Raw genomic sequence first — 25,974 nt, forward strand, 5'->3', positions numbered from 1 at the left:
TTTTGACAATAAAGAATCTTTTATATTATTTAGTTGAAAATATTCTGCATTTTTATCACTTTGGTATTGATTCTTTTTATTTTGAGAATTACAACTAAAAATTATCAAACAAAAAATATTGATTAAGATAGTTTTCATATTATTTAATTTGTTTTTATATATACCTCATTGGAATCATAAATTGGATCATTATCATCTGATGGAGGAATTAGTACGAAACTCTCTTGATATACCATCTTATAATCAATTCTTCTTCTATCAATTATGTTGTTAACAATAAAAGTTACTTTTGCACCATCAAACTTTACTTTAGAACGTTCATAATTCATCTTTTTATTTTTATTATATCCCCATTCTTTTTCAAAGACAAAAGAAGTAGCTACGCTTCCTTGCACTTGCCATTTTTCAACCTCTTGTTCAGGATATTTAATCCCCCCTCTTGTAACGGATGGAATTACTATGATATCTTTACTCTTACATCCTGTTTTAATAGTAACTTGCGGAGTAACCTTCATTATTTGCTTTCCTTTATTCTTAAAACCATCTATTTTATTATATGAAAGACTTAAATCGCCTGATACTGCCATTGAACTTTCAAACGTAATGTACACATCAGATCTTGTAATTCTAGTTATTACTTTTATAAGCCAATCTACAGCAGATCCTACATAAGGAATTAACCTAACTAATGGAACTAAGTCAACAGATATTGTTAATCCTATTAAAGGATCAGCTCTTAATCCTCCTGTATATATAGGAACTATTTCATCATTACTTGCTTTATCAAACTTCCATCCTAAAGCAAAACCAATATTAGGAGGATCTATTTCAAAATCTATATCTATTACTCGTCTAGATTGTGCAAGGCTAGGCGTTCCATCATTATTATCTGGATTAAACATTTCTAAATATTTCCTTGTAACATTAAATGCTTCCACAGCAGTATCCATAACTTTTTTAATACCTTCTAATGATACTTCATGTTCTTTACTGTTTTCAGCAGCTTTTGCCTTTAAACTCCATCCTAGATTAGATGTTTTTGTAGCATTAATATTTAATTCATCGACCAGGTATCGGAACCCAAAATTTTGATGATAGCCATTCATTCTTCTTCTAGAGTATCTAATATTCCCTGAATACCCTGTACCTACAGTAATCAAAAATGCAACCTCCCACTCTATATCCGGATATACTTTTATTTTAGCTAATTGATTAGGGTAACGACAAGTGGATATAGGAAGAAAATAAGTTTGAGCTAAATCTTCTTTTAATATAAAATAATTAAATAACCATAAGGTGTTAAGTGCTTCTTTACCTAATGAACTCGAAATAGTCGTTGGTATATTTTCTAGGATCGTTTTATTATAAATATAACTTGGCATAATAACCAGTTGATTAGCTCCTTCAAATTTATAATCAAGCCCTTCTTGCCAACCCTGAACTGCTGATGGATTATAACTATTATCTGTTCTTATGACATCATAATCTTCTTTATTTTCTTTAGTAATAGGACTATTTGACTTTTTTAATTGCTCTTGATGGGTGTGGTCTTTTTTTTCAAGATAGATCTCGTGATTGTTTTTATCTCTTATTTTTTTAGCAGTATATACTTTATCTACTTGAAAAACATTTTTTTGTTTACTATGATCTTCTCCTGCTTCCAACAACAATCCATGACAAAATACTCTTTTGTTTTTTAGCTGATCTATTGTAATGGATATCTTTTTTCTTTTATCTCCTGCAATTATCCCAAATATTTTTTCGGTCTGATCTTTTGGGGCCGGAATGTTGTTTTCATCAAAAATAACCAGCGCCTCTCTTTCATCATCGTCTTCATCTTTTATTGTTATTTTTGAATATCCGCAAGGATCATATTCTTTCCTATTATATGCTATATCCCCTACATATTGTATCATATTGTTCACTTCTATTTCTCTTTTAGCTAAAATCTCGCTCATAAAATCTTTTTGAACAACAATCCTACTAGATATAGCGTCTTCTTTTATATTTATATCTTTTAAGGATAAGGTTTCTGGATTGTATTGATAAAGATCTTTTGTGGGATTTGTTATAAAATTTCGAAATGAAACTACTTTTTCGCTCTTTATATTATAAGGGTATTCTGTACGGTACACTACTACTATAAGGGAAAATGTTTTTTCTTTTGCTTCTCCTTTTCTCCATTTTTCATAGTCTATCAGAACGCTAAAGGGAATTCGACTATTAAAGCCTGTTGCTTTTTTATCTACTTGGGCCATCTTAAATTCTCCACTTTGCCAAACGCTTGATTCTTTTAAGCTTTCTAAATCTATATCGTCTCCTTCTTCTGCTTTTATTGCAGCATTAGCTTCGTTTGCTTCTACTATAAAAACTTGTGAAAAGAGTGTATCATGATTTGTTGTACATAAATTATGATAATGAATAGAAAGGTTCACTATTTCTCCGTACCTCCAATTTTTTTCACTATTTTCAAAATAGGCAAAACTAATTCGTGGTCTTGATACGGGAATTATGCTAAAACTAAATCCTTCTTCTGGACGGTCTGTAAAAACAATTACTTTTTGGATATAACCGTAGTAATACACTGATTGGCTATTTTCTAATAGCTTAACCGTAAGGCTATTTCCTATTTTATAATGCCTTTTCATTCCTAAATAATCTATAGGAACACGGCCTTCATTTAAAGCCCATAGTGATGATGGTATGGTTTTGTGTTGTATCTGGGCTTCTGCAAAAGCATCTTGATATACTACAGCCCATTTACTATTAGGTACCAGGGCTTCATTCTCAAAACAAGAGGCATCTAAATAAAATGTAGCGTGGTTTGTATATCCCATATCAACCACTACAACATCATCTTTACGAACTTTTTTTCTTTCTTCTTCTAATAGTTTTTGAGTATGGGCATCTATAATTTCTTTTTTGTGTCTGTAAATTACTATTTCATCTCGATCAAATTTACAACCTATAATCTTTGTCATCGTTATACTGTTTTCATATGACTATAGGGCTGTTTTTGCTCAAATTTCTTCATATTTATCAAGGGGAGTATATGAGAGAGTAATTCTGGATCTGCATTTTTAAAATTTTGTTTTGAGGGTTCTGCCACCTGTCCGCTTTTTAAAATTGTTATACAATCTTTTCCTCCTATAGGACAGGTAGCCTTACTGTCTTCTAAAAGCGGATGGCCTCCTAAAGGGCTCAGCGCTATTTTTTTATAATATCCGCTCCACTCTGTTACAACAGCGCTACAAGGATTGTTATTTTGCTTCTTGCACGAACCAAAGGTGTTTTTCTCAAACGTAGTTCCTTTGTCTTGATCAGTAGCCGCTAATTTACTAGCTCCTTGATGATCATTTAGATAATGCTTACTCTGAGTAAGAACTTTTAATTTGTCTGGAGTGGTCCCAAAGTTGCATTTACATACCGCTCCTTGAACAATCATTTCTTTTAATGCCATTTTTAGTTTTAGTTTTAGTTTTTTATTTGATAATAGGTTAAAAATAATCAATTATTTGATATATAAGAAAAGTTTATTTTATATTTTCTATGTTTTTTGTTTTTTATAAAGGTAGAAAAGTACGCAAATGCTTTTTCATACACTTCTTCTTTACTATTCGTAAAAATGATGTAAGTATTGTTTTCATTATAATATTGAATCCCTCTTTCATAATACTCTAATTCATGCCCCCCGTTTTTTATTCTTACAAAGTTTCGTTTTTCACTATCCGTATAAAGCCATTTATTTCCTTTTTCATCTACAAAACTGACAGCACATTCATTACTATAACTTTCTGAAAAAGACACAGAGCAATCTTTATTCATGATTTCTACACAATAATCTAAAAAATTAGGTTCTGATTCAGTGTACAAAATCAATATGGGAATTGTATATCGGTACTCACATATTGGACTGAATAGCTCAATAAGAGGCTCCTCATAAATTTTTTTAGGAAACATAACCGGTATATAGATAGGAGTTCTTATATAGGGAACAAAATACTGGATTGCTAAATGAAAGATTTCTTCTGCCGTTTGAGTATGCTTGATTGATCTGTTACTCCCATAAATCGTACTTCCTGAAGGAATGAATAATTGAGAATCAAATTCTTTAAAAAAATAGTTTACGCCTGTTTTATCTGTATAAATCCATTCATTCCCTCTTTCATCTCTAAATAAGAGAAAATTCAGAATAGGATTGTAGGTAAGTTTACTAAATTCACCCATACGATATATTTCGAATTGGCCATGATAAGAGTCTTTTTTAATAGAGGAATCATAATCATAACTCAAAAATTCGTGTAGGGTTTTTAATATTTGGACTGCATTCATATTTTTTAAAAATTTTAGAAAAGATTACTCCCAAAAATCCCAAAAGCTTCTTTTCTTTTGTTTTTCTTTATAAATCTTATATTGTTCTTCTTCAAATTTTAACCATTGCTCATGAGTATAATTTTGGCCTTTGTATGTTTTATAAATTTCATGATCTTGGTCCTCCTCTTTTTCTTCTACTAAAAAAGAAGTTTGAGCTTTTTGTTGTGGTTTTTTATTCCGTTCTACATTCTGTTGATACTGACTAAATTCTACTCGTTTTATAACCGTTACAATTCCTTGAGCGTTTTTTGTATAAACATTAAAATTAGCTCTAATATATACTGGAAAAAGAGAATATACATCTAGGTAATACGCTACCTCAAGCTGCATATAAAAAGGACCTTCTTGTTTGTTTTTAAGTGCTTCTTGTATAAAATAAGGAGCTGCCAGCATTTCATCTGATTTAAAATCAATACGAACCGTATCAGAATTTGTAATATGTGTATCAATTGTTTGTATTCCTTTAAATTGTATGGGGTATTGATACGGTATAATTGCAAGATAAAAATCTGTTTTTACACTATGTTCGTTTCCATAATCTATATAATTAGGATGAAAAAGAAAATTCCAGAATACATCATACTCCATACTCCTTTCTAATTCACTTCTATTTTCAAGGTTTTTTTCAAAATGAGAATAAAAATCAGATAGGATTTTACTAGCATAGCGGGTCGTAACTTTTCCTTTATTTCTATACCATCTATTCACAATTTGATTATAATTCGTATATTCTATTAAGCGCATCTTTTGAGGATCAACTCTTACTTGTACTGGATAAAGGGATTGAGAAAGCTCATTAGAAATCTGTTCGCTAATCAGATCAGGTTCGTGCTGATCAAACCATACGGCTCTCTTAAAAACATCTAGTAAATACCCCCTTGATTAGACGTTATGATAATTTCGGCCTCATAATCAATCCTTTTAGTGGGCATAGGGTTTTTATCATCAAAATATTTTACAGAAACAGCATAAACACGGGGATTCATAAAATCTAAATGAGCCTGAAGTGTGTTGTTTTTTAAACGAATTTTATTACTCATAAAAACCTTGTTTAGTTAAAATAAACTAATTAAACGCTAAATAACAACAAAATAATTTATTTTTTTAGAAAAATGTTTTTTACACACCTGTTTACATAAAAAAAATAATCAGAGTGGTCTTTTTTATAATCCAGTTTTAGGTAAGAACAGCCCAACTTTTTTTGAATGAATCAACAGGGCGTTAAGTTGTGTAGTTTTTTTGAAAAATTTTTTTCCACACAAAGTTGTGTAGTTTTTTTTTGAAAATTTTTTTCCGCACAAAGTTGTGTAGTTTTTTTAAAAATTTTTTTTCCACACAAAGTTGTGTAGTTTTTTTTGAAAAAAATTTTTCCACACAACTTTGTAGCGTATTTATTTTTTTACTTTATTGTGCTCAAATATTTTTAATATGAAGGCTAGAAAATATGCAAGAGAATACCTAGGTGTTACACAAGAACAAATTGCAAAATTTTTAAACATTTCTGTTTCTTTGTATTCTATGTACGAGGGTGGAAAAAGAGAGCTTCCTACCGCTGCTCTGATACAACTAAGTTCATTAATTCATTTTGTAAAAACAGCACAAGAACGAACGAACGAAAAGACGATAGAGCAAGAAATGGTTCCTTCTGAATGCTTAACATGGTTACAAACAACAATTGAAAAACAACAATTGCAACTACTACAAGCTAAACGTACTTTAAAAAAGATTAAAAAAAATTACCAAAAAGCCTTAGCACTACAAACAGTAGCTGATTTTACAACCCAAATAGAATCAAACAAAGACTTTGGATCAATTCTACAATTAAAAGCTGAAAAGAAATTAGAAAAAAACAACGTAATAAAACAGTTTCAACTAGAAACAGAAATTTTACTACTAAAACAAAGTTTAAGGTATCTTAAAAAAGGGAAGTCAAAAAATAAACAGTAAAAAACAAGTACAACTAAAAATAATGATCTTTTTATTTTACAGCTAAAAGAACTTATAAACGCAACTAACGAATAAATAATATGTACTTTAACTTATTTTTATTATTAAAATCTTTTTTTGTTAAAAAAAATATAAACAATTAAAAATCAAATCATTATGGCTTGAATTTTGAAAGTATAACAACATTAACTTTAAAATTTTAGTCACGATGTACACAATTGAAAAACTAACACAGGTATCAGATTGCGATGCTATTTTAGCATGGGTTAAAAACGAAAAAGAAAATCTTGAATTAAAAAAATTAAACGAAGTAAAATTAACTAAAAATTATCTAAGTACTTCGCTGAGTATTGATACGGAATTACAATCTGTAAACTCACAAATTGCTACATTAAATGCGCTAATTCCTACCCTACCTATAGGAAGTATTAAGGAGGAAAATTTAAAAAAGCTAAAAAAACTAGAATACAAGAAATTTTTATTAGAAGACCGTAAAATTAATTACGGCGCTGTAGCCTTATTACAAAAAGAATTAGATGTAGAACGACTAACAAAAGAACTAGAAGAAATAAATGCTTTTATTCTTTTAGTTACCCAAAAAAGAACAAGTCTTAGCCAGTAAAGAAGCTTAGTCTATTAAAAGGCGGCAGTTCTAAAAGTCCGCAATTTTATTCATTTCGACCAGAGGGAGGAACCATCATATAATATAGATTATGAGACTCCTCCCTGCGTCGGGGTGACAAACAGAGCATTGATTTTTACTTATTAGCTTCCTTCTGGTTTTTTTACCCTTTCATCTAAAAAAAAGCACGTAACTGAACATTACCGGTATGAATAATCTGGGATGTTTCACTTTTTCTTCCTTGATAATTTAAATTAATATCTAAATATTGGGTAATATTTTTTTGTAATAACATACGCCAGGTTACATTTTTATTAACCTGTAATCCTTCTAACATCTGAAAACTTACAGGAGAAAAAGAATTGCCCTCAAAACCATTGTTAATATACGCTAACTCACCATTCATCACAAAACCTTTTGATGTAGCTAGATTAAAAGAAACTCCTAAACGGTCTTGATGCAAACGTTCTAATTCTCCCATTTTATTGTTTTTCTTCTGTAACGCATAAAACAAATCAATACTAGTATTTTTTGAAAACAAATAGCCCAGCTTAATTTCTAATTGTTTTTCTAATAATTGAAAATTTTTACTGGCATAACTAACGGAATACACATCATTTTTAGTAATACTCCCGTTTAAGTTAAACAACCAATATTTTTTAAATAAATGAATATACGAGACCTGATGGCTTGTATTAGTATTTTTATTTCATCTGTTACGAGTAAATTTTTTAATTGATTAGAAGTAAAATGATAGATTACGGAATGGTGTTGTTTTCCTCTATTATAAAACAAGCTATTTCGTACACTAGAGGTAAGCCCTAATAACGGATCTTTTGAAGAAGCAAAAGGATTTAAATCAAAATGATCTCCTTCTTTCTTAACTTTTTTATCAATTAAAAAACTAGTTTGATTATAAAAATAAGATATTATTTTCCGATATCCTTTTGTTTCTGTCCAAGCAAAAGGATTAAGCGTAATAGATTGCGAAAATTTATTTTGATGTGTTTTAATAAATTTTTGATTAGGTAAAAAAACCTTTATATACTTAGCTTGATCTGGAAATTGTGCAATTTCAAACTCTTGAAGTTCTTGTATTCCGTTTTTATTATAATCATTCCAAGCATACACTCCTTTTGTAGGTTCAACCTCAATAAAGTTAAATTCTTGTTGAGGGATACTCCCTGAAAGGGTTTCATAACTTAATCCGTATTGAATAAACCCCTTTAGCAATCGCTGATTATAAAGTAATCTTGAATTTAAAGAAGATTCATTTTTTTATTTCCTTCAAAAAACAATTTGCGATAATTAACAGAAAACGAAAGATCTGCTTCGTTATTCTGGATCAGTTTTGAGTTTATATAATAAGAAGTCGAATGGTTTACCCGTTTTAACACGCCTGATTGCAAAGAGTCATTCAAACGATAAAACATACCCATTTCTGCATACACCTTAGTTGAATCGCCTCTTCCTATAAAGCCTCCCCATTCTGTAAAGCGTTGACTTAAACTTGTTAATTTCATCGTTGCTTTAGTCATTTCTTGATTATTTTCAAACCGTTGGTTAGCTCCTATCCAATTCGTATGTACTTTGTATTTTAACTGAACTTGATTACGAATAAATTGCGACGTTAATTCTTTATTTTCACTATTCATTAAACTGCCTTGTTGTTTAACAAACCATCGTGAAGACTGATGAATACCAGACAAAAGATGTCTATTACCAGCAAAACTCTCTGAAAAATTTAAGTTTTCAAACTGATAGTTCCATCTTGTTTTTTTAGACCAATCTAGTAATAAAGCAGCTGCTATCAATCGTTGATTACCCAATTGTTCTTTTAAATTCCAATCACGATCAAACTCAATAGAAAACAAACGCTCAACCGCTTTGTACTCTTTTTGAATAAACTGAATAGTATTTAATGAACTAAGCTCCCAGTTTTTTTAGCAATTATTTTTTGATTATAATTTATTTTCCCTGCTAACCCTTTGTTGTTCTGATCATCTATATCTGAAAACAAATTTAGATCATGATTACTTACAGCTAATTCAAAATCTATAGCTGTTTTATCAGACGGTTTGTACCCCCTAATAATGTAGCTATTTGTAATTTTGTAGGAGCAATTAGTCGTATAATGGGCTCATATTCGCCTTGTTTAATTCCAGCAATAGGCGGTTTATATTCATAAATACGACCATTAGCTACAGTAGCCTTTATGATATAATCTCCTTTATTTTTTCCTATTAAAGAAAACTTAACTTGGTACAATTCTTCTTTTGGATTATTTGAAAATACATATATGACAGTGGTTCCTATCTTTTCTTTTTTGTATAAAATTTTCTTATCAGTATAGGGTTCTATGACAGCAGATGAAGCGTTCATTAATTCAGAATTATCACCTGCTTCTGCTAAAATTTTAATCTGATCAGAAGATAAGCTTTGTTGCAAAGGCTGATTCTTAACATCGTTTTCAGAATAAACAAAACCTCCTAAATGCCACTTATTATCTTGATGAATAGCTCCTGCATAAGTAACAAAACGCGTAAAACTTCTTTCTGAAAACTGGTATTCTACTACAATTCGCATTTCAGAATTTATAGGAAACAAGGAAGTAAAGGTAACCTCCCCAGCATTGTAATCAATAACATATTGTTTATTTTCTCCTCTTTCTAATAAATTACCGTTTACATATACTCGTTCAGATCCTGAAATAACCAGTACATATAATTCGCCATTAGGTCCGCGAAGTTTATAAGGCCCTTGATTTCCTTCTTGTCCTATAAAAGTACTCTTTGCATATTGCCCTCGAACAATAGCACCCGAAAGAAATGTTTCAGTATTAGTAACTGTTTTTCCAAAATGAACTCGTACAGAAACTCCTTGTACTTTTTATTAAAATTTAAAAAACGTGATTTTCTATTTTCTAAAAACAAATCGCCTCCACGTACTGACCACTTATCTGAAAATAGCTCTACAAATACCTGATCAAACTCATCTAATCGCTGTGAATAGCCTCCGTTTTGCAACGGAATGTTATTATCTTGTAAAGAGGCTCTAACGCTTACTTTATCAGATAGTTTTCCTATAATTTGTAAATCTAAATTAGAGTTTACCGTTGCATTTTGATTATTTCCTATTGTAAGACCCCGTGTGATACTTCCAGATGTTTCTAATCCATCAAAAGGTTTAAATAAATTTAAAGTATTGTTTTCTGATTTATAAAGACTTCCTGCACTAGAAGAAGAAATTAAGCGATTTACATCATAATAAGAATAAGTTTTCGTAAGAAAACTAGGGTATTTTAAATAATCTATATGAATGCTATCCAATCTTTTAAGAGTAGAATCTAATTGAACAGTTCCCTTTACAAAATCAACCTTATAGAGTGTAGAGTCTATCTTGATCTTATTTTTATCGTACAATACAAAATAAGACGGATTAATACTGGTACTATCTATAAATATGATCTGTTTTTGTACAGGTATCTTTTTGTGTCTATACAAAGTCTCTTGTGCTTTCAATAAAACAGGAAAACACAACAAGCAGATAAGAAAGCGGATTTGACTTTGCAACATATTTCTATTAACTCAGATCGGTCAAAGATATTGCAATTATTGAAAAACTATTTAGATAAGAAAAACTAAAAAATAAACTTATACTGTATCTGTCTAGCAAGAGAACAATACCACCAGCCTTTTTTTAAATCTTAGCATTTTGTCATATAAAACCCCTTTTTTTTATTCATCTAATTAAATTTAGAAGATGCTCAAAAAACGCAAACCAAAACACTTTTTGTTACTCTAACATAAGGAGGCATGAGACAATTATCACACGGAACTTTGCTTTACCTAAATAAGCAACGTCCTTCGATCTTTACTTTAGTAAAACAGAGAAGATCATAGGCTTTTAAAAGCGTCTTATTAAAATGATTTTTAACAAATTATGCAATAAAAAAACTGTCTAAAAGTTTGAAAACCTACACACTAAAATCACACCATACAGATTATGTGATTTTTTATTATGGTTTGTATCATCTCTTAATATGAGAGAAACAAACTAAGTATTCGTTTTCTACTTTTTGACAGCTTCTTTAATGCTCGTATTATTTTATTTTTTTATTAAATCACAATTATTCTTTAGTAACTACCTGCAATGTTTCGCGACTCATTTGTCTAACTAACACTGTTTTATTATTTTCAACTGTGTTTACCGCGTTTTGATCAAAATGTCGAACGGTGTACAATGATACTCTTTCGTTATATGTAACTTTAAATTTCTTTGAAAGTACTTTTACTATTTCCTGAAAATGGTTGTATTTATCTTCTACGCAAACCGAGAAACTAATAGCAGAATTTTGAATAAGACTTACTTTAAGTTTGTACTTATGAAGCAAAGCAAAGATTTCACTGATATTTTCTTCCATAATAAAAGAAAAATCTATTGAAGATAACGAAAGTAATATTTGATCTTTTTTTACTATAAAACAAGGCATCTTGGGCTCAAGATCTTGTCCTTTTGACACACTGGTTCCTGCCAATAATGGATTTACAAAAGATTTTACATACAAAGGAATTTCTTTTCGCTGTAATGGTTGTAATGTTTTAGGATGAATGACACTAGCGCCATAAAATGCTAATTCAATAGCTTCTCTATACGAAATTTGATTTAGTAAATTTGTATTTTCAAAATAACGAGGGTCAGCATTCATAACACCAGGAACATCTTTCCAGATAGTAACGCTTTCTGCATTTAAACAATAAGCAAAAATTGCAGCTGTATAATCAGATCCTTCGCGTCCTAAAGTAGTTGTAAAACCATTTTCGTCAGAACCTAAAAACCCTTGTGTAACAAATAATTGTTTCTTTTTAGCTATTTTAGAAATTGCTTTTTGTGTTTTTTCCCAATCTACATTTGCATCACGATAATTTGCATCTGTTTTGATATAATTACGTACATCAATCCACTGTGACTGGATTCCTTTAAAATTCATATAATGCGATACAATGGTAGTAGATAGAATTTCTCCAAAACTTACAATTTGATCATAAACATAACTGTAATTAGGTGATTTATTACTTCTTATAAAATATTCAAAATCAGCAAAGTGCTCATTTACATCGTAAAAAACGTCATGATTTTCATCATCAAATAAATCGAATAGTATTTGATGATGATATTTTTTAACTTCTTGAATAGAAGGATTTAATTGAGGTGATTTTTCAAAGTAATTTTTTATCACTTCTTCTAAGGCATTCGTTGTCTTACCCATAGCAGACACCACCAGCAACACCTCTTCGTACCCCACTTTTTGAAGTACATCAAAAACATTTTTTACGCCCGCTGCATCTTTAACTGATGCACCACCAAATTTGAATATTTTCATATCACACTTTTTTTCAAGACTTTAAAAAACCTTGATTTATTAAATCTTGATGATTATTTATTATTTAAAAAATTATCTAATCCACTTTCATCCATTTGTACAACGCGCCAATCATTGAGTACTCTTGCGCCTGATTTTTCATAAAAATCAATCGCATTTGTATTCCAATCTAAAACATTCCACTCAATACGTCTAACACCATCTAAATCTCCTTGCTTCATTATTTCTTTATACAAGGCTATTCCAATACCTGTTCCTCTCATGTTTTGAGTAACGATTAAGTCTTCTAGATGAATTGTTTTTCCTTTCCAAGTAGAATAACGATAGTAATAAAGAGCCACCCCTACTATTACCCCATCTAATTCAGCTAAAAAAGTATGAAACAAAGGATTGGGTCCAAAACCATCACGAATCAAATCTGCTTCTGTTACTACTACAGCTTCAGGTTCTTTTTCAAATAATGCTAATTCTTTAATAAGGAGCAAAACTTGTCCCATATCATCAGCTGTACCTCTACGAATAATAAAATCTTTCATTATTTTTTCTTTTTAGCAGGTGCAGATGATTTTTTTAACTGACGAACATATGGTTTGTAAAGACCTTCTGATTCCGCTCTTTGCTTAGCTTTTTCTGCACGATCTTTTGGATCAGGATGCGAACTTAAGATTCTTGACATAAAATTAGAATCAGCTCCCTGACTTAAACCAGCTAATACCGTAAAAGCTGATTCAACAGCATTTACATTATATCCATGCTTTTTCATAAATTCATATGAAAACATATCTGCTTCTGATTCTTGTTTTTGACTATGACGACTATCTACCATTGCACTCCCTATTTTCCCCAAAGTACTTTCACTTACCGCAGCCACTTCTTTTACTTGCGAACCTACTGCATCTACTAAAGCTTCTTTTTGATAAGCCGCACGAATAGCATCTCTTGTATCATGATTTACAACATGTCCTATTTCATGTCCTATTACGGCCAATACTTCATTATCATCCATAGCATCTAACAAACCTTGAAAAACACGAACACTACCATCAGCACAAGCAAAAGCATTTACCTCTTTTACTTTATACACTTTAAAATTAAGGGTTAATCCGCTTTCTGTTTTATGCTTACCAAACAACTTATTTAATCGTAATGTATAAGGATCTTTAGGACCAGCAATAGGATTTTCTTTATCCATCTTGTCAACAGATGCTTTAGATAATTGAGCCGCATCTGCATCAGAAAATGTAAAACCTGCTACTCCTTTTTGCAAAGCACCCAAAGCTTTTTCTCCTAAATTAATTTGAGCACTCATTGTGAAAGGCATTAAAGCCAATAAACCTACTGCCAATTGTATTTTTTTCATGTTATTTTAATTTTATTTAGTTATAACAAGCATACTGCCACGAACAAAGATAAGAGAAGTATAATTTATTTTAAACAACTTCACAGAATAAAAATTTTCTACAATTTTTAAAACAAAAACAACCATAAGGAGGCGACACAAAGAATATAAAGACATAAAAAACAACCTTTGATTCCTTTATATTATAACAATAATTTAAATTCTCTATCTATTTTATTCAAAGATTACGACTTACATGATACAGGTTACTTTATTTTTAAAAAATAAATCCCATCTTTGCAATACTAACTGCATAATAATTATGGAAGAACGCAACAGAACCCTTGGCGAATTTATTATAGAAAAACAAAATGATTTTCAATATTCTTCAGGAGAGCTCTCAAGAATCATCAACTCAATACGTTTAGCTGCTAAAGTAGTCAATCATAAAGTAACACAAGCTGGATTAGTAGACATTGTAGGAGCAGCAGGTGAAACAAATATACAAGGAGAAGACCAACAAAAACTGGATGTATATGCTAATGAAGTATTCATTCAAACACTAATTAATAGAGAAATTGTTTGCGGAATAGCAAGCGAAGAGAACGATGACTTTATTACTATTTCAGGAGCAGATAACAGCCACAATAACAAATATGTTGTCCTTATGGATCCTTTAGACGGATCTTCTAATATAGACGTAAATGTATCTGTTGGAACTATTTTTTCTGTATACAGAAGAATTACACCAGTAGGCACACCCGTTCAACTAGAAGATTTCTTACAACCTGGTATAAATCAAGTTGCTGCTGGATATGTTATTTACGGTACTTCTACGATGCTTGTCTATACAACAGGAAATGGCGTAAACGGTTTTACACTAAATCCTGCAATAGGTACTTTTTATCTTTCACATCCAAATATGCAATTTTCAAAAGATGGAAAGATTTATTCTATTAACGAAGGTAACTACGTTCACTTCCCTCAAGGCGTAAAAGATTATTTAAAATACTGCCAAAAAGAAGAGGCTGATCGCCCTTATACTTCTCGTTACATTGGTAGTTTAGTAGCTGATTTTCACCGAAACATGATTAAAGGAGGTATTTATATGTATCCTCCTAGCTCTAAAGCCCCTAATGGAAAACTAAGACTATTATATGAGTGCAATCCTATGGCATTTATCACAGAGCAAGCAGGCGGAAAAGCATCTGATGGTTATAGAAGAATAATGGAAATTGCCCCTACTGAGTTACACCAAAGAGTCCCTTTCTTTTGCGGAAGTTACAACATGGTTGACAAGGCAGAAGAATTTATGAAAATAAATCAGCAATAAAAATAAGAGTGTCTAAAAGGTAAAAAACAAACAGGTTATTTGTTACTCCAACGCAAGAAGGAGTCTTCTTATATTTAATAGTAGTAAATTTACGCTACCTACTCGGGTAAGCAGGCTTTAGTCAACTAGAGTAAAGCCAATAAACGAAATTAAATAATAAGTTTAGAACTTTTTAGACACTCTTTTTTATTTTACCTAAAAGGTGATCCAAAAAATTAATCCAAAAAAAAGCTCCTTACTAAGTAAGAAGCTTTGTACTCAAGGCGGGACTTGAACCCGCACGAACTAATGTTCACTGGATTTTAAGTCCAGCGTGTCTACCAATTCCACCACTCGAGCATTATATTTTTAGTTATAGAGCGAAAAACGGGGTTCGAACCCGCGACCTCAACCTTGGCAAGGTTGCGCTCTACCAACTGAGCTATTTTCGCAAATTCAGTACTATTATAGGCATAAGCAGATTAAAAAATCTTTCAGTAAGAAAGCTTTGTACTCAAGGCGGGACTTGAACCCGCACGAACTAATGTTCACTGGATTTTAAGTCCAGCGTGTCTACCAATTCCACCACTCGAGCGTATTTTTTTTAAAAGCTTATATAATCATGAACGTATTTTTAAGCACTGTAAAATGCTTGTTAAAAAAAGCTTCTTACTGAGTAAGAAGCTTTGTACTCAAGGCGGGACTTGAACCCGCACGAACTAATGTTCACTGGATTTTAAGTCCAGCGTGTCTACCAATTCCACCACTCGAGCATACTATTCTAGTAATAGAGCGAAAAACGGGGTTCGAACCCGCGACCTCAACCTTGGCAAGGTTGCGCTCTACCAACTGAGCTATTTTCGCATTATCTCTAAAGAACTTTGCTTTACTTCCGTATTGCGAGTGCAAATATACAACAAGAATCAGTATTTGCAAGCACTTGAATAAAAAAAATAAAAACTTTTTTTCAAATATTTCAATTTCAATTCTTTAAAGAACTATTTTTTAGCTATCATCCGTTTGATTTCATTTAACTTCATTAAAGCTTCTACTGGTGTCAGGGTATTGATATCTAAATTTAAGATCTCTTCTTTTATTTCTTCTAACAAAGGATCATCTAAATTAAAGAAACTTAATTGCATTTCGTCTTCTTGATTTGCTAATCCTTCTTGTGGAACTCTACCATTTAAAACCTCAGCGGAATGATTCTTTTCTAATTTTTTTAAAATTTTACCAGCTTTTTGTATTACAGTTTGTGGCATACCAGCCATCTTGGCTACGTGAATACCAAAACTATGCGCGCTTCCTCCTTTTTCTAGTTTACGTATAAACAAAACAGTATCTTTTAATTCTTTTACTGATACATTATAATTTTGAATTCGAGTTAATGTTTCAGTCATCTCATTTAATTCATGATAATGAGTAGCAAAAAGCGTTTTAGGTTGCGCTGGGTTTTCATGTAAAAACTCTGCAATAGCCCACGCAATAGACACACCATCATACGTACTGGTTCCACGCCCTATTTCATCTAACAAAACTAAACTTCTATCTGATATATTATTTAATATAGACGCTGTTTCATTCATTTCAACCATAAATGTAGACTCTCCCATTGATATATTATCACTCGCTCCTACCCGTGTAAAAATTTTATCTACTACTCCCATGGTAACCGCTTCAGCAGGCACAAAACTTCCCATTTGTGCTAATAAAACAATAAGAGCCGTTTGCCTTAATATAGCCGACTTACCTGACATATTAGGTCCAGTAATCATAATAATCTGCTGCACACTTCGATCTAAATACACATCATTTGCTATATACGGAACCCCTATAGGCAGTTGTTTTTCAATAACAGGATGACGTCCATTTTTTATATCTAACACATAAGTATCATCTATTTCTGGGCATACATAATTATTTTCGATAGCTTGCTGCGCAAAAGAAGCTAGACAATCTAATTGTGCAATTAGATTAGCATTATGTTGAACAGGCTTGATATAAGTTGAAACCCAAACAATTAATTGTTCAAATAAAGAAACCTCTAATTGATGAATTTTCTCTTCAGCACCTAATATTTTTGACTCGTATTCTTTTAACTCTTCTGTTATGTATCGTTCTGCGTTTACCAATGTTTGCTTTCGAATCCATTCAGAAGGCACTTTATCTTTATGAGTATTACGAACCTCTATATAATATCCAAAAACATTATTAAAAGAAATTTTCAAGGAAGGAATACCTGTATTTTCAGACTCTCTTTTTTCAATTGCTTCTAAAAACTCTTTGCCTGAATTAGAAATATTGCGCAATTCATCTAATTCTGCATTTACTCCTGACGCAATGGCATTCCCTTTATTAATTGCTACAGGTGCATCTGAATTAAGTGTATTGGCTATTTTTTCTCTTAACAACTCACAAGCATGAAGACTGTCTCCTATTACTTTCACCGCTTCCTGAGTACTTTTTAACGCTACTGCTTTTATAGGCTCAATAGCATCTAACGATTCTTTTAAATAAACCAATTCTCTTGGCGAAATTCTTCCAGCTGCTACTTTTGAAATCAATCGCTCTAAATCCGATATCTGCTTAATCTGGTGTTGTACTTGATATAAAATATCCTGATTATCTTTAAAATAACGTACTACTTCATGACGCCCTCTAATCTTATTAATATCTTTTAAAGGAAGCGCCAACCATCGTTTTAACAAACGCCCTCCCATAGGAGAAAGTGTACGATCAATTACATCTAATAAAGTTACCGCATTAGGATTATAACTATGATATAATTCTAAATTACGAATTGTAAAACGATCCATCCAAACATAAGCATCTTCAGCAATACGATGAATAGAGGTTATATGTTGAATTTTATTATGTTGTGTTTCAGACAAATAATACAAAATAGCTCCGAAAGCAATAATACCATGTTCTAACTCTTCTATTCCAAAACCTTTCAAGGAGTTTGTTTGAAAATGATTAACGAGACTTTCCGTTGCATAATCTTCTTTATACACCCAATCTTCAAGGTAAAAAGCATGAAAGTTTTCACCAAAAATTTCAACAAACTCTTTTTTATTTTGTTTGGGAACTAAAATTTCACTTGGATTAAAATTTTGCAATAATTTATCTACATAATCAGCATTCCCTTCCGAAGTTAAAAATTCACCCGTTGAAACATCTAAAAAGGCTACTCCTAATTGTTTTTTACCGAAATAAATAGAAGCTAAGAAGTTATTAGATTTAGAAACTAACACTTCATCATTCATAGAAACTCCAGGAGTTACTAATTCTGTAACCCCACGCTTAACAATAGTTTTAGTCATTTTAGGATCTTCTAACTGATCACAAATAGCAACACGAAGACCTGCTTTTACTAATTTAGGTAAATAAGTATTTAATGAGTGGTGAGGAAAACCAGCTAAGGCTGTTTCACTCTCTGTACCACTTCCCCTTTTAGTCAAGGTGATTCCTAAAATACGAGCTGTACGAACAGCATCATCTCCAAAGGTTTCATAAAAATCGCCCACTCTAAACAACAAACAAGCATCTGGATATTTAGCCTTAATCTCATTATATTGTTTCATTAAAGGGGTTTCCTTAGGTGCTTTAACTTTTACTGACAAAACGTTAAAATTTTTGATTAATCGCGACGAATTTACTTATTTTGGCGTAATATTTGATCAAATATTTTTACATTTGTGTATAACTAATTACAAGTCAATTATGAAAAAGGCAATACTAACAGTAGCAACAATAGTATTTTTAGGAAATTTATCTGCTACTGCTCAAGAAAAAGCAAAAAAAGCAGCTTCAAAAGCTAAAATGGAAGTAACTAAAAAAGTTGAAGAAGCAAAGTTTGAGATCACGAAAGTATCAGGTCCTGGTATGTATGTAGAAAAAGAAACGATAGACTACGGTACAATTGAACAAGGTGCTGACGGAAAAAGAGAATTTGTTATTGTAAACAATGGTAACGAACCTTTAATTATTTCAAATGCTCAAGGATCTTGCGGATGTACTGTTCCTTCTTTTCCTAAAGAACCTATTGCTCCTGGAGCAAAAGCTGTAATTGGTGTTAAATATGATACAAACCGAGTAGGAGCTATCAATAAATCAGTAACCGTTACTACTAATATGAAAGACAACCCTACAAAAGTATTACACATAACAGGTAACGTTGTTGCTAAACCTACACCAACGAGCCCTCTAGATGCTAAACCAACAGGCCCAACTGTTCAGTAATTAAACTTTTAAAAGATGTATAAAAACCCTCCTAAAGGAGGGTTTTTTTATAACACTAAATAAATTTCATTTTTATTTAGTATCTAAAGAAATATAAATTTGTGATATGAGAAAAATTGAGAATAGCGAATTAGAACGCAAAACAATACAAGAGTTTAAAGAAGCAAAAAAAACACCTCTAATTATTATATTAGATGACATACGAAGCTTACACAATATAGGATCTGTATTCAGAACAAGCGATGCTTTTTTGATTGAAAAAATTTACTTATGCGGAATTACAGCTACACCACCTAATAAAGAAATTCATAAAACAGCATTAGGCGCAACTGACACTGTTTCTTGGGAATATCAAAAAGACGTATTAGAGGTAATTCAAAATCTTAAAAATGAAGAGGTAGAGGTCTATGCAATTGAGCAAGTTGAAAAGGCAATATTCCTAGACCAGTTTAAACCAAATGAAAATAAAAAATATGCTTTGGTTTTTGGAAATGAAGTTTTTGGTGTAAATCAAGAAGCAGTAAAACTTTGCCATGGCGCAATTGAAATTCCTCAATTGGGAACAAAACACTCTTTAAATATTTCAGTGAGCACTGGTATCGTAATTTGGGATTTATTCTGCAAACTGAATCAAAAATAAAAAAACGGCCTAAAAAGATTTAAACACAAACTTTAAAATCAAGGACCCTAATTTTTACCTGAAGATGTCCTAAAAGTAAAAAATCAACGTATCGTTTATTACTCTAATGTAAAGGAGAAACACATAATCAACACCCTATAACTTCTCCCTCTGATTAAAATGACAAGCATACTTACTTTTAGGACAGCCTCTTTAAAACGATTAATAGAACCAGAAACTAAATAAAGGTTAATTCACGCCTTTTTTGCCTCTCTTATTTTTAAATATATTTACGCTAACAATTTAGCTTTTCTTGTATTTTTTGCAGTATGGTTACATAATCTTCCTGTCGTTTTACGAAATCAAGATCAGAGACATCAATTACTAAAACATTCAATCCTAATTGAGTTTTTATATAGTCTAAATATCCTTTATTAATCTTGTCTAAATATTCAGCGGGTATTTCTTGTTCGTAACTACGACCTCTTTTTTTAATATTTTTTAGTAATCTTTCTGTATTTTGATATAAATATACGTATAGATCTGGTTTGGGCATTTCTTTGTAAATAATATCAAACAAGGTTTTATATAAGCGAAACTCATCTCCTTGCAAAGTTACCTTTGCAAAAATTAAGGATTTAAAGATATGATAATCCGCTACTACAAAATCTGCGAAAAGATCAAATTGAGACAAATCATCTGCTAACTGCTGATAACGATCTGCTAAAAAAGACATTTCTAATGGAAAAGCATAACGTCCTTGATCTCTATAAAATTTTGGTAAAAAGGGGTTATCAGCAAACCGTTCTAAAACTAGCTTAGCATTAAAATCAGCTGCTATTTTAGAAGCTAAAGTAGTTTTACCTGCTCCAATATTTCCTTCTATAGCAATATAGTTTAACTTATCTACATCAAATTGCTTAATAGGTGCTGTTAATTCTTCGACTACTTGACAGGAACTTGTATCAGGACAATCTAATAATAAACGATCTACATCTTTATATAAAACAGGATGTACCCATTCTACCCCAAGATCATTCATAGGATACAGAACAAAACGTCTGTTCTGCATATGTGGATGTGGAATAATTAAGTTTTCAGTGTTTAAAATCTGATCGTCAAAAGCTATGATATCAATATCAATTATACGGGCTTCATATCCTACTTCTTTTTTCTTTTGACGCCCTATCTCTTTTTCTATACCTGCAATTTTCCTTAAGACTTGTTCTGGCGTAAAAGAGGTATGAATAAGAACTGCACAATTATAAAAAGGATCACTTTCAAACCCCCAAGCAGGCGTTTCATATAACTTTGAAACCTGTAAAACCAATCCAATCTTATTATGAATCAACTGTATACAAGCCGTTATATGAGCAAGTTTATCCCCTTGATTACTTCCTAAAGATAATATGACTTTTTTTTGTACTCCCATGCTTGGCAAAGTAACTAAAAAGATTTGGAGAATAGAAGTATATTTGCATCTGTGTTAATAACTTATTTTTTCGTGTAACTTTTTTAATATTTTAAACACTAATCTATAAAAAAATAAAGCAATGAATTTTTTAAAAATGTATTAGCAAGCATAATTGGACTTTTTATATTTTGTATTATTAGCTTTTTAGGAATTATTATCCTTGGTAGTCTAGTAGCTGGCGGAAAAGAAAAAATTGAAATTGAAGACAATTCTGTACTGGTATTGAATTTAGAAAAAATATCTGAGGACTATGCTGGAAAATTTAACTATGAAGACATGCCTTTTTTAAATGAAAAAGGAAAAGGAGAAGGCTTAACGGATATATTAAATGCCATTGAAGAAGCTAAAAAGACAGTAGAATAAAAGGAATTTCTATTTTAAACAATACACTTCATTTAGGTGTTGCTCAAATTAAAGCCCTTAGAGACCAACTTGAAGATTTTAAAAAGTCTGGAAAGTTCATATTAGCTTATGGTAATGTTTATTCTCAAAAAGAATACTACCTAAATTCTATTGCGAATACAGTTTATTTAAATCCTGTAGGAGATTTAGATTTCAAAGGTTTATCTAGCGAAATTATGTACTTTAAAGACTTTCAAGATAAAACGGGTATTAAAATGGAAGTGATTCGACATGGAAAATACAAAAGTGCTGTTGAACCTTTCTTAACAAACACAATGAGCCCAGAAAATCGTGAGCAAATCAGTACTTTTCTAAATTCTATTTGGACTACTATCATTCAGGACATATCTAAATCAAGAAATATATCTATAACAGAGTTAAATAGGATTGCTACAGATTTATTAGCGCGTACGCCTGAGTTAGCTAAAAACAATAAGTTAGTGGATATTGTAGCATATGAAGATATATACCATCAAGACATTAAAAAAAGACTAAAAGTGGCAGATGATGAAGACTACAATACCGTTAATATTTTGGATTACTCAAAAGAATTAGTAAACAATCAAGAGTTTGCTTTAGGTGAAAAAATTGCTATTATTTATGCACAAGGCGAAATAGGTTCTGGAGAAGGAGACCTAAATACTGTAGGCGAAGGTTCTATGAAAAGATCACTAAAAGAAGCTCGTGAAGATAAAGACATAAAAGCTATCGTATTACGCATTAATAGTCCTGGAGGAAGTGCTTTAACTTCTGATTTAATTTGGAGAGAAATAGAATTAACTAAGAAAGTCAAACCCGTAATCGTATCTATGGGAAATCTAGCAGCATCTGGCGGATATTACATAGCGTGTAATGCTAATAAGATTTTTGCAGAAGCAAATACTATTACAGGCTCTATTGGTGTTTTTGGTATGCTACCGAACCTTTCTGAAATAAGTAAGCGTTATGGTATTAATACTGAAACAGTAGAAACACATAAAAACGCGTCTGGATACAGCGTTTTTGAACCAATAGATCCTGATTTTAAAAATTTCACACAAGAAGGTGTAGAAAATATTTATAAAACTTTTGTAAACCGAGTAGCTACTGGACGTAAAATGACTTTTGCACAAGTAGATGCTATCGCTCAAGGTCGTGTTTGGAGTGGAACTGATGCTCTTAAAATAGGATTAATCGACAAAATTGGAGGATTAGATGATGCAATAACCTATGCCGCTAATATTTCAAAAGCTAAAGATTATAGCACAATATCATACCCTGAATTTGAAAAAAATTTCTTTGACGAATTAGAGAAAAATGGTTTCATGAGCTTCTTTAAAACTCGTGAAAACCTCTTAAAAGAACAAATAGGAGAAGAAGGTTTAGAAATGGTTAACCAAATAAAAAGAATGAATAATCGGAAAGGAATGCAATTGATACTCCCTTATGAATTAAAAATAAATTAACACTTTATAGAAAATCCGTTTTAATACTAAAGCGGATTTTTTTATGTATTTTTGTTGGTAAACTATAAACAAAAATAGTTTTACAACATAAAATTTCAAAAAGATTATAAAATGAAAAAGAAAATTTTTATAGGTATTGGAGCGTCCTTACTAGTTATAGTTGGAGTTTTAGCCTGCATTCCATTATTTTTTAAAGATACGATAAAGACCAAAATTCAAGAAACCATTAATGAAAATCTAAACGCAAAAGTATCTTTTGCTGATGCGGATATAAGTTTATTTAAAAGTTTCCCAAAAGCTACCATTTCCCTAGAAAAATTCATCATCATTAACCATGCTCCTTTCGAAGGAGATACACTTGTGGCATTTGACGAATTAAATTTAAAAATGTCCGTAGCTGAACTCTGGAAAGACAAAAAAGAGCCTATGTCATTAGAAGCTATTACTATTAAAAATGGATTAGCAAATATCCTTTTTAATAAGGATGGTAAAGGTAATTTTGATATCGCAAAAAAACGAACGAACCTTCTTCTACTACTGAAAAAAGTGAACCTTTTTCAATGAACATTCAAAATTATGCTGTTGAAAACTTCCGTTTTAAATACTATGATGAGCGTTCAAAAATTAAAATGGTTTTAGACAGTATTCAACATAGCGGAAAAGGTGATTTTGGCTCTCAAAAACTAGATTTAGATACTCAATCTGCTGCTAAAGTTTCTCTTGATATGGATAAAATGAACTATATGAATAATGTAGTTATTACACTGGATGCTGTATTAGGAATCGATCTATCTGCTAACAAATATACTTTTAAAGAAAATAAAGCGAAGATAAATGAACTTCCTCTTGAATTTAATGGTTTTGTACAAATGCTACAAGGGGAACAACTTTACGATTTAAGTTTTAGAACACCTACTTCTTCCTTTAAAAACTTCTTAGGACTTGTTCCTGCTCAATATGCTGGCAATCTGGAAACTGTAAAAACTTCTGGTGATTTTACAATAAATGGAAAAGTAAAAGGAAAACTAAAAGAAAATATAATTCCTACTTTTAATATAGCCATAGCCTCTAACAATGCGTCATTTCAGTATCCCCAACTTCCAAAATCAGTACGAAACATTATAATTGACACTAAAATAATTAACGACAGTGGGGCTCTAAATGATACTTATGTAAATCTTGATCAACTATCTTTTCAAATAGATCAAGATGTTTTTAATGCAAAAGCTTCTATTAAAAACGTAGCAACTAACCCATATGTTAACGCTGCTTTAAAAGGAACTATTAATCTTGGAAATTTTACAAAAGCGTATCCGGTAAAAATAGACAAACCTCTTTCTGGTATTTTAAAAGCTAATATTACAACTGAGTTTAATATGCAAGCCGTTGAAAAGAATGAGTATGAGAAAATTAAAAATGCAGGTACTTTACATTTAACAGGATTTAATTATACAGGTCCTGAAATGGCTAAACCTGTACAAATAAAACTAGCAGAAGTTAACTTCAATAATAGTCAGATTAAATTAAATCAGCTAGACATGAAAACAGGTAATTCTGACTTAAAGGTAAATGGTATATTAGAAAACTTTTATGGCTTTTTATTTAGAAAACAAACCTTAAAAGGTAATTTTAATATGGGAGCTAATCAATTATATGTTGCAGATTTCATGACACCTAGTTCCGCTAATACAACAAGCAAGCCTAGTTCAAGCAACACTAGCAGTGAAGAAAGTACTCCTAGCAAAAAACAAAAAAAGAAGCTGTTAAAATACCTGCATTTTTAGACTGTACAATTAATGCTAAGGCGAATACCGTTGTATATGACAACCTTACACTAAAAAATGTATCAGGTAAAATGATGATTAAAAATGAAGCTGTTTCATTACAAAATGTAAGAACAGATCTTTTTAATGGTATAATTGGGTTTAACGGACTTGTATCTACAAAAGGTAGCATCCCTACCTTCAATATGAACTTAAATCTAGACAAAGTAGATATTGGACAATCTTTTACCCAATTAGACTTTTTAAAAACTATTGCACCCATAGCTGGAGCTGTTACTGGAAAACTTAATTCTACTATCAAATTAAATGGTAATTTAGACGCTATTGAATTAACTCCAGATATTAAAACTTTAACAGGCGATCTATTAGGGCAATTACTTTCAACTTCAATAAACGCTAACAATTCGCAAATGCTAACCGCATTAGGGTCTCAACTAAAGTTTTTAGATATCAAAAAAATAAACCTAAATGATATTAAAGCTAATTTAGCTTTTGACAAGGGACGTGTAGTAGTAAAACCTTTTAAAATAAAATACCAAGATATAGTAGCAGAAGTAGGTGGCACACATGGTTTTGATCAAAACATGAATTACAATATCAAATTAGATGTACCTGCAAAATACTTAGGTGGTGATGTTAATAAGTTATTAGCTAAATTAAGTCCTAATGAAGCTTCTAGAATTGAAAGCGTTCCTATTAATGCACTAATGACAGGTAATTTTAAATCGCCAAAAGTAACTACAGACTTAAAACAAGCCAGTACTAACTTAGCTCTACAAATTGCTAAATCACAAAAAGATAAATATTTAAATCAAGGCGTAGATGCTCTTAGCAATATTTTAGGAGGAAATAAAAAAGGTAAAGATTCAACATCTGCAAAAGATCCTAAAAAGGAAGCTATAAAAAACACTGCTAACCAAGTTCTAGAAGGTCTTTTTGGCAGAAGAAAATAAACCTTCCTAACAATCAAGAGGGTGTCCTATAAGTTTGAAATCGTTATTTCGACCAATAAGGAGATGGAGGACTCTGTC

General features: G+C 31.2%; 23 protein-coding genes, 5 tRNA genes and 2 pseudogenes. 9 read left to right on the forward strand and 21 right to left on the reverse strand.

What is annotated here, in order from left to right; genetic code table 11:
* Positions 1-143: 143 nt before the first annotated feature.
* From JJC03_RS02595 to JJC03_RS02615, 5 genes are all read right to left on the reverse strand, one after another.
* A complete protein-coding gene (locus JJC03_RS02595; protein ID WP_235873942.1) occupies positions 144-2,981 on the reverse strand; it encodes a hypothetical protein in 2,838 nt (945 codons plus the stop codon).
* 2 nt (positions 2,982-2,983) lie between these two features.
* Positions 2,984-3,460 (reverse strand): DUF4280 domain-containing protein, encoded by a 477-nt coding sequence (locus JJC03_RS02600; protein WP_088398818.1) that lies wholly within the window; start codon positions 3,458-3,460, stop codon positions 2,984-2,986.
* Positions 3,461-3,507: 47 nt separating this feature from the next.
* Positions 3,508-4,332 carry a hypothetical protein gene (locus JJC03_RS02605; RefSeq protein WP_235873943.1) on the reverse strand — a complete coding sequence of 275 codons (825 nt, stop codon included), beginning with the start codon at positions 4,330-4,332 and terminating at the stop codon, positions 3,508-3,510.
* Between the two features lie 24 nt (positions 4,333-4,356).
* Entirely contained in the window at positions 4,357-5,118 is a 762-nt protein-coding gene (locus JJC03_RS02610) for a hypothetical protein (RefSeq protein WP_235873944.1), read from the reverse strand.
* 119 nt (positions 5,119-5,237) lie between these two features.
* Positions 5,238-5,414, reverse strand: a complete 177-nt coding sequence (locus JJC03_RS02615; protein ID WP_235873945.1) for a hypothetical protein — start codon at positions 5,412-5,414, stop codon at positions 5,238-5,240.
* Positions 5,415-5,802: 388 nt separating this feature from the next.
* Between JJC03_RS02615 and JJC03_RS02620 the strand changes: the two genes are divergently transcribed.
* Both JJC03_RS02620 and JJC03_RS02625 read left to right on the forward strand, forming a co-directional pair.
* Positions 5,803-6,321: a helix-turn-helix domain-containing protein gene (locus tag JJC03_RS02620; RefSeq protein ID WP_235873946.1), complete on the forward strand. Its 519-nt coding sequence runs from the start codon at positions 5,803-5,805 to the stop codon at positions 6,319-6,321.
* Between the two features lie 208 nt (positions 6,322-6,529).
* Complete coding sequence (locus JJC03_RS02625; RefSeq protein ID WP_088398777.1) at positions 6,530-6,943, forward strand: hypothetical protein; 414 nt, start codon at positions 6,530-6,532, stop codon at positions 6,941-6,943.
* 175 nt (positions 6,944-7,118) lie between these two features.
* On the opposite strand, the gene JJC03_RS18560 is transcribed toward JJC03_RS02625, so the two are convergent.
* The 9 genes and pseudogenes from JJC03_RS18560 to JJC03_RS02645 form a co-directional block, all read right to left on the reverse strand.
* Entirely contained in the window at positions 7,119-7,592 is a 474-nt protein-coding gene (locus JJC03_RS18560; protein ID WP_309597726.1) for a hypothetical protein, read from the reverse strand.
* Positions 7,580-8,176 carry a hypothetical protein gene (locus JJC03_RS18565; protein ID WP_309597727.1) on the reverse strand — a complete coding sequence of 199 codons (597 nt, stop codon included), beginning with the start codon at positions 8,174-8,176 and terminating at the stop codon, positions 7,580-7,582. Before JJC03_RS18565 ends, JJC03_RS18560 begins: the two co-directional genes overlap by 13 nt.
* A 26-nt stretch (positions 8,177-8,202) precedes the next feature.
* Positions 8,203-8,817, reverse strand: coding sequence for a hypothetical protein (locus tag JJC03_RS18570; protein ID WP_309597728.1), 615 nt, complete (start codon positions 8,815-8,817; stop codon positions 8,203-8,205).
* 181 nt (positions 8,818-8,998) lie between these two features.
* Positions 8,999-9,529 (reverse strand): hypothetical protein, encoded by a 531-nt coding sequence (locus tag JJC03_RS18575; RefSeq protein WP_309597729.1) that lies wholly within the window; start codon positions 9,527-9,529, stop codon positions 8,999-9,001.
* A 27-nt stretch (positions 9,530-9,556) separates the two neighbouring features.
* Positions 9,557-9,757: pseudogene (locus JJC03_RS19465) on the reverse strand (DUF8818 domain-containing protein); the annotation flags it as partial.
* Entirely contained in the window at positions 9,721-10,446 is a 726-nt protein-coding gene (locus JJC03_RS18580; protein ID WP_309597730.1) for a hypothetical protein, read from the reverse strand. The gene JJC03_RS18580 and the pseudogene JJC03_RS19465, both read right to left, overlap by 37 nt.
* Positions 10,447-11,072: 626 nt before the next feature.
* Positions 11,073-12,326 (reverse strand): aspartate kinase, encoded by a 1,254-nt coding sequence (locus tag JJC03_RS02635; protein ID WP_088398779.1) that lies wholly within the window; start codon positions 12,324-12,326, stop codon positions 11,073-11,075.
* Positions 12,327-12,379: 53 nt separating this feature from the next.
* Entirely contained in the window at positions 12,380-12,862 is a 483-nt protein-coding gene (locus JJC03_RS02640) for a GNAT family N-acetyltransferase (protein ID WP_088398780.1), read from the reverse strand.
* Positions 12,862-13,686, reverse strand: coding sequence for a M48 family metalloprotease (locus JJC03_RS02645; RefSeq protein ID WP_088398781.1), 825 nt, complete (start codon positions 13,684-13,686; stop codon positions 12,862-12,864). Before JJC03_RS02645 ends, JJC03_RS02640 begins: the two co-directional genes overlap by 1 nt.
* A 301-nt stretch (positions 13,687-13,987) precedes the next feature.
* Here JJC03_RS02645 and fbp point away from each other — a divergent pair, with 301 nt between their 5' ends.
* The gene (fbp, locus tag JJC03_RS02650; RefSeq protein ID WP_235873947.1) at positions 13,988-14,998 is read left to right on the forward strand and encodes a class 1 fructose-bisphosphatase; all 1,011 of its coding nucleotides are present in this window, start codon (positions 13,988-13,990) and stop codon (positions 14,996-14,998) included.
* A gap of 255 nt (positions 14,999-15,253) precedes the next feature.
* On the opposite strand, the gene JJC03_RS02655 is transcribed toward fbp, so the two are convergent.
* The 6 genes from JJC03_RS02655 to mutS all read right to left on the reverse strand — a co-directional run bounded on the left by JJC03_RS02655 (position 15,254) and on the right by mutS (position 18,561).
* Positions 15,254-15,337, reverse strand: a tRNA-Leu gene (locus JJC03_RS02655).
* Between the two features lie 19 nt (positions 15,338-15,356).
* Positions 15,357-15,429: transfer RNA gene (locus JJC03_RS02660), tRNA-Gly, on the reverse strand.
* A 59-nt stretch (positions 15,430-15,488) separates the two neighbouring features.
* A tRNA-Leu gene (locus tag JJC03_RS02665) sits at positions 15,489-15,572 on the reverse strand.
* 94 nt (positions 15,573-15,666) lie between these two features.
* Positions 15,667-15,750, reverse strand: a tRNA-Leu gene (locus tag JJC03_RS02670).
* An 18-nt stretch (positions 15,751-15,768) separates the two neighbouring features.
* Positions 15,769-15,841: transfer RNA gene (locus JJC03_RS02675), tRNA-Gly, on the reverse strand.
* A 134-nt stretch (positions 15,842-15,975) separates the two neighbouring features.
* Positions 15,976-18,561, reverse strand: coding sequence for a DNA mismatch repair protein MutS (gene mutS / locus JJC03_RS02680; RefSeq protein ID WP_374226257.1), 2,586 nt, complete (start codon positions 18,559-18,561; stop codon positions 15,976-15,978).
* A gap of 139 nt (positions 18,562-18,700) precedes the next feature.
* On the opposite strand from mutS, the gene JJC03_RS02685 reads away from it, so the two are divergent.
* Together JJC03_RS02685 and JJC03_RS02690 are read left to right on the forward strand one after the other, a co-directional pair.
* Complete coding sequence (locus JJC03_RS02685) at positions 18,701-19,219, forward strand: DUF1573 domain-containing protein (protein ID WP_088398783.1); 519 nt, start codon at positions 18,701-18,703, stop codon at positions 19,217-19,219.
* A 106-nt stretch (positions 19,220-19,325) separates the two neighbouring features.
* Entirely contained in the window at positions 19,326-19,859 is a 534-nt protein-coding gene (locus JJC03_RS02690) for an RNA methyltransferase (protein ID WP_088445198.1), read from the forward strand.
* 274 nt (positions 19,860-20,133) lie between these two features.
* Here JJC03_RS02690 and folK read toward each other — a convergent pair whose 3' ends face one another.
* Positions 20,134-21,270 carry a 2-amino-4-hydroxy-6-hydroxymethyldihydropteridine diphosphokinase gene (folK, locus tag JJC03_RS02695; protein WP_088398785.1) on the reverse strand — a complete coding sequence of 379 codons (1,137 nt, stop codon included), beginning with the start codon at positions 21,268-21,270 and terminating at the stop codon, positions 20,134-20,136.
* 174 nt (positions 21,271-21,444) lie between these two features.
* Between folK and sppA the strand changes: the two are divergent.
* The 4 genes and pseudogenes from sppA (at position 21,445) to JJC03_RS17240 (ending at position 25,896) form a co-directional block, all read left to right on the forward strand.
* A pseudogene (sppA, locus tag JJC03_RS02700) lies at positions 21,445-23,159 on the forward strand (signal peptide peptidase SppA).
* A 111-nt stretch (positions 23,160-23,270) separates the two neighbouring features.
* Complete coding sequence (locus JJC03_RS17230; RefSeq protein WP_258932106.1) at positions 23,271-23,723, forward strand: AsmA family protein; 453 nt, start codon at positions 23,271-23,273, stop codon at positions 23,721-23,723.
* Positions 23,720-24,943, forward strand: a complete 1,224-nt coding sequence (locus tag JJC03_RS17235) for an AsmA family protein (RefSeq protein ID WP_258932107.1) — start codon at positions 23,720-23,722, stop codon at positions 24,941-24,943. Before JJC03_RS17230 ends, JJC03_RS17235 begins: the two co-directional genes overlap by 4 nt.
* 71 nt (positions 24,944-25,014) lie before the next feature.
* The gene (locus tag JJC03_RS17240; RefSeq protein WP_258932108.1) at positions 25,015-25,896 is read left to right on the forward strand and encodes an AsmA-like C-terminal region-containing protein; all 882 of its coding nucleotides are present in this window, start codon (positions 25,015-25,017) and stop codon (positions 25,894-25,896) included.
* Positions 25,897-25,974 lie beyond the last annotated feature (78 nt).

Origin of the sequence: Flavobacterium oreochromis (assembly GCF_019565455.1) — a bacterium.
In the GTDB taxonomy this organism is placed as follows: Bacteria; Bacteroidota; Bacteroidia; order Flavobacteriales; family Flavobacteriaceae; genus Flavobacterium; species Flavobacterium oreochromis.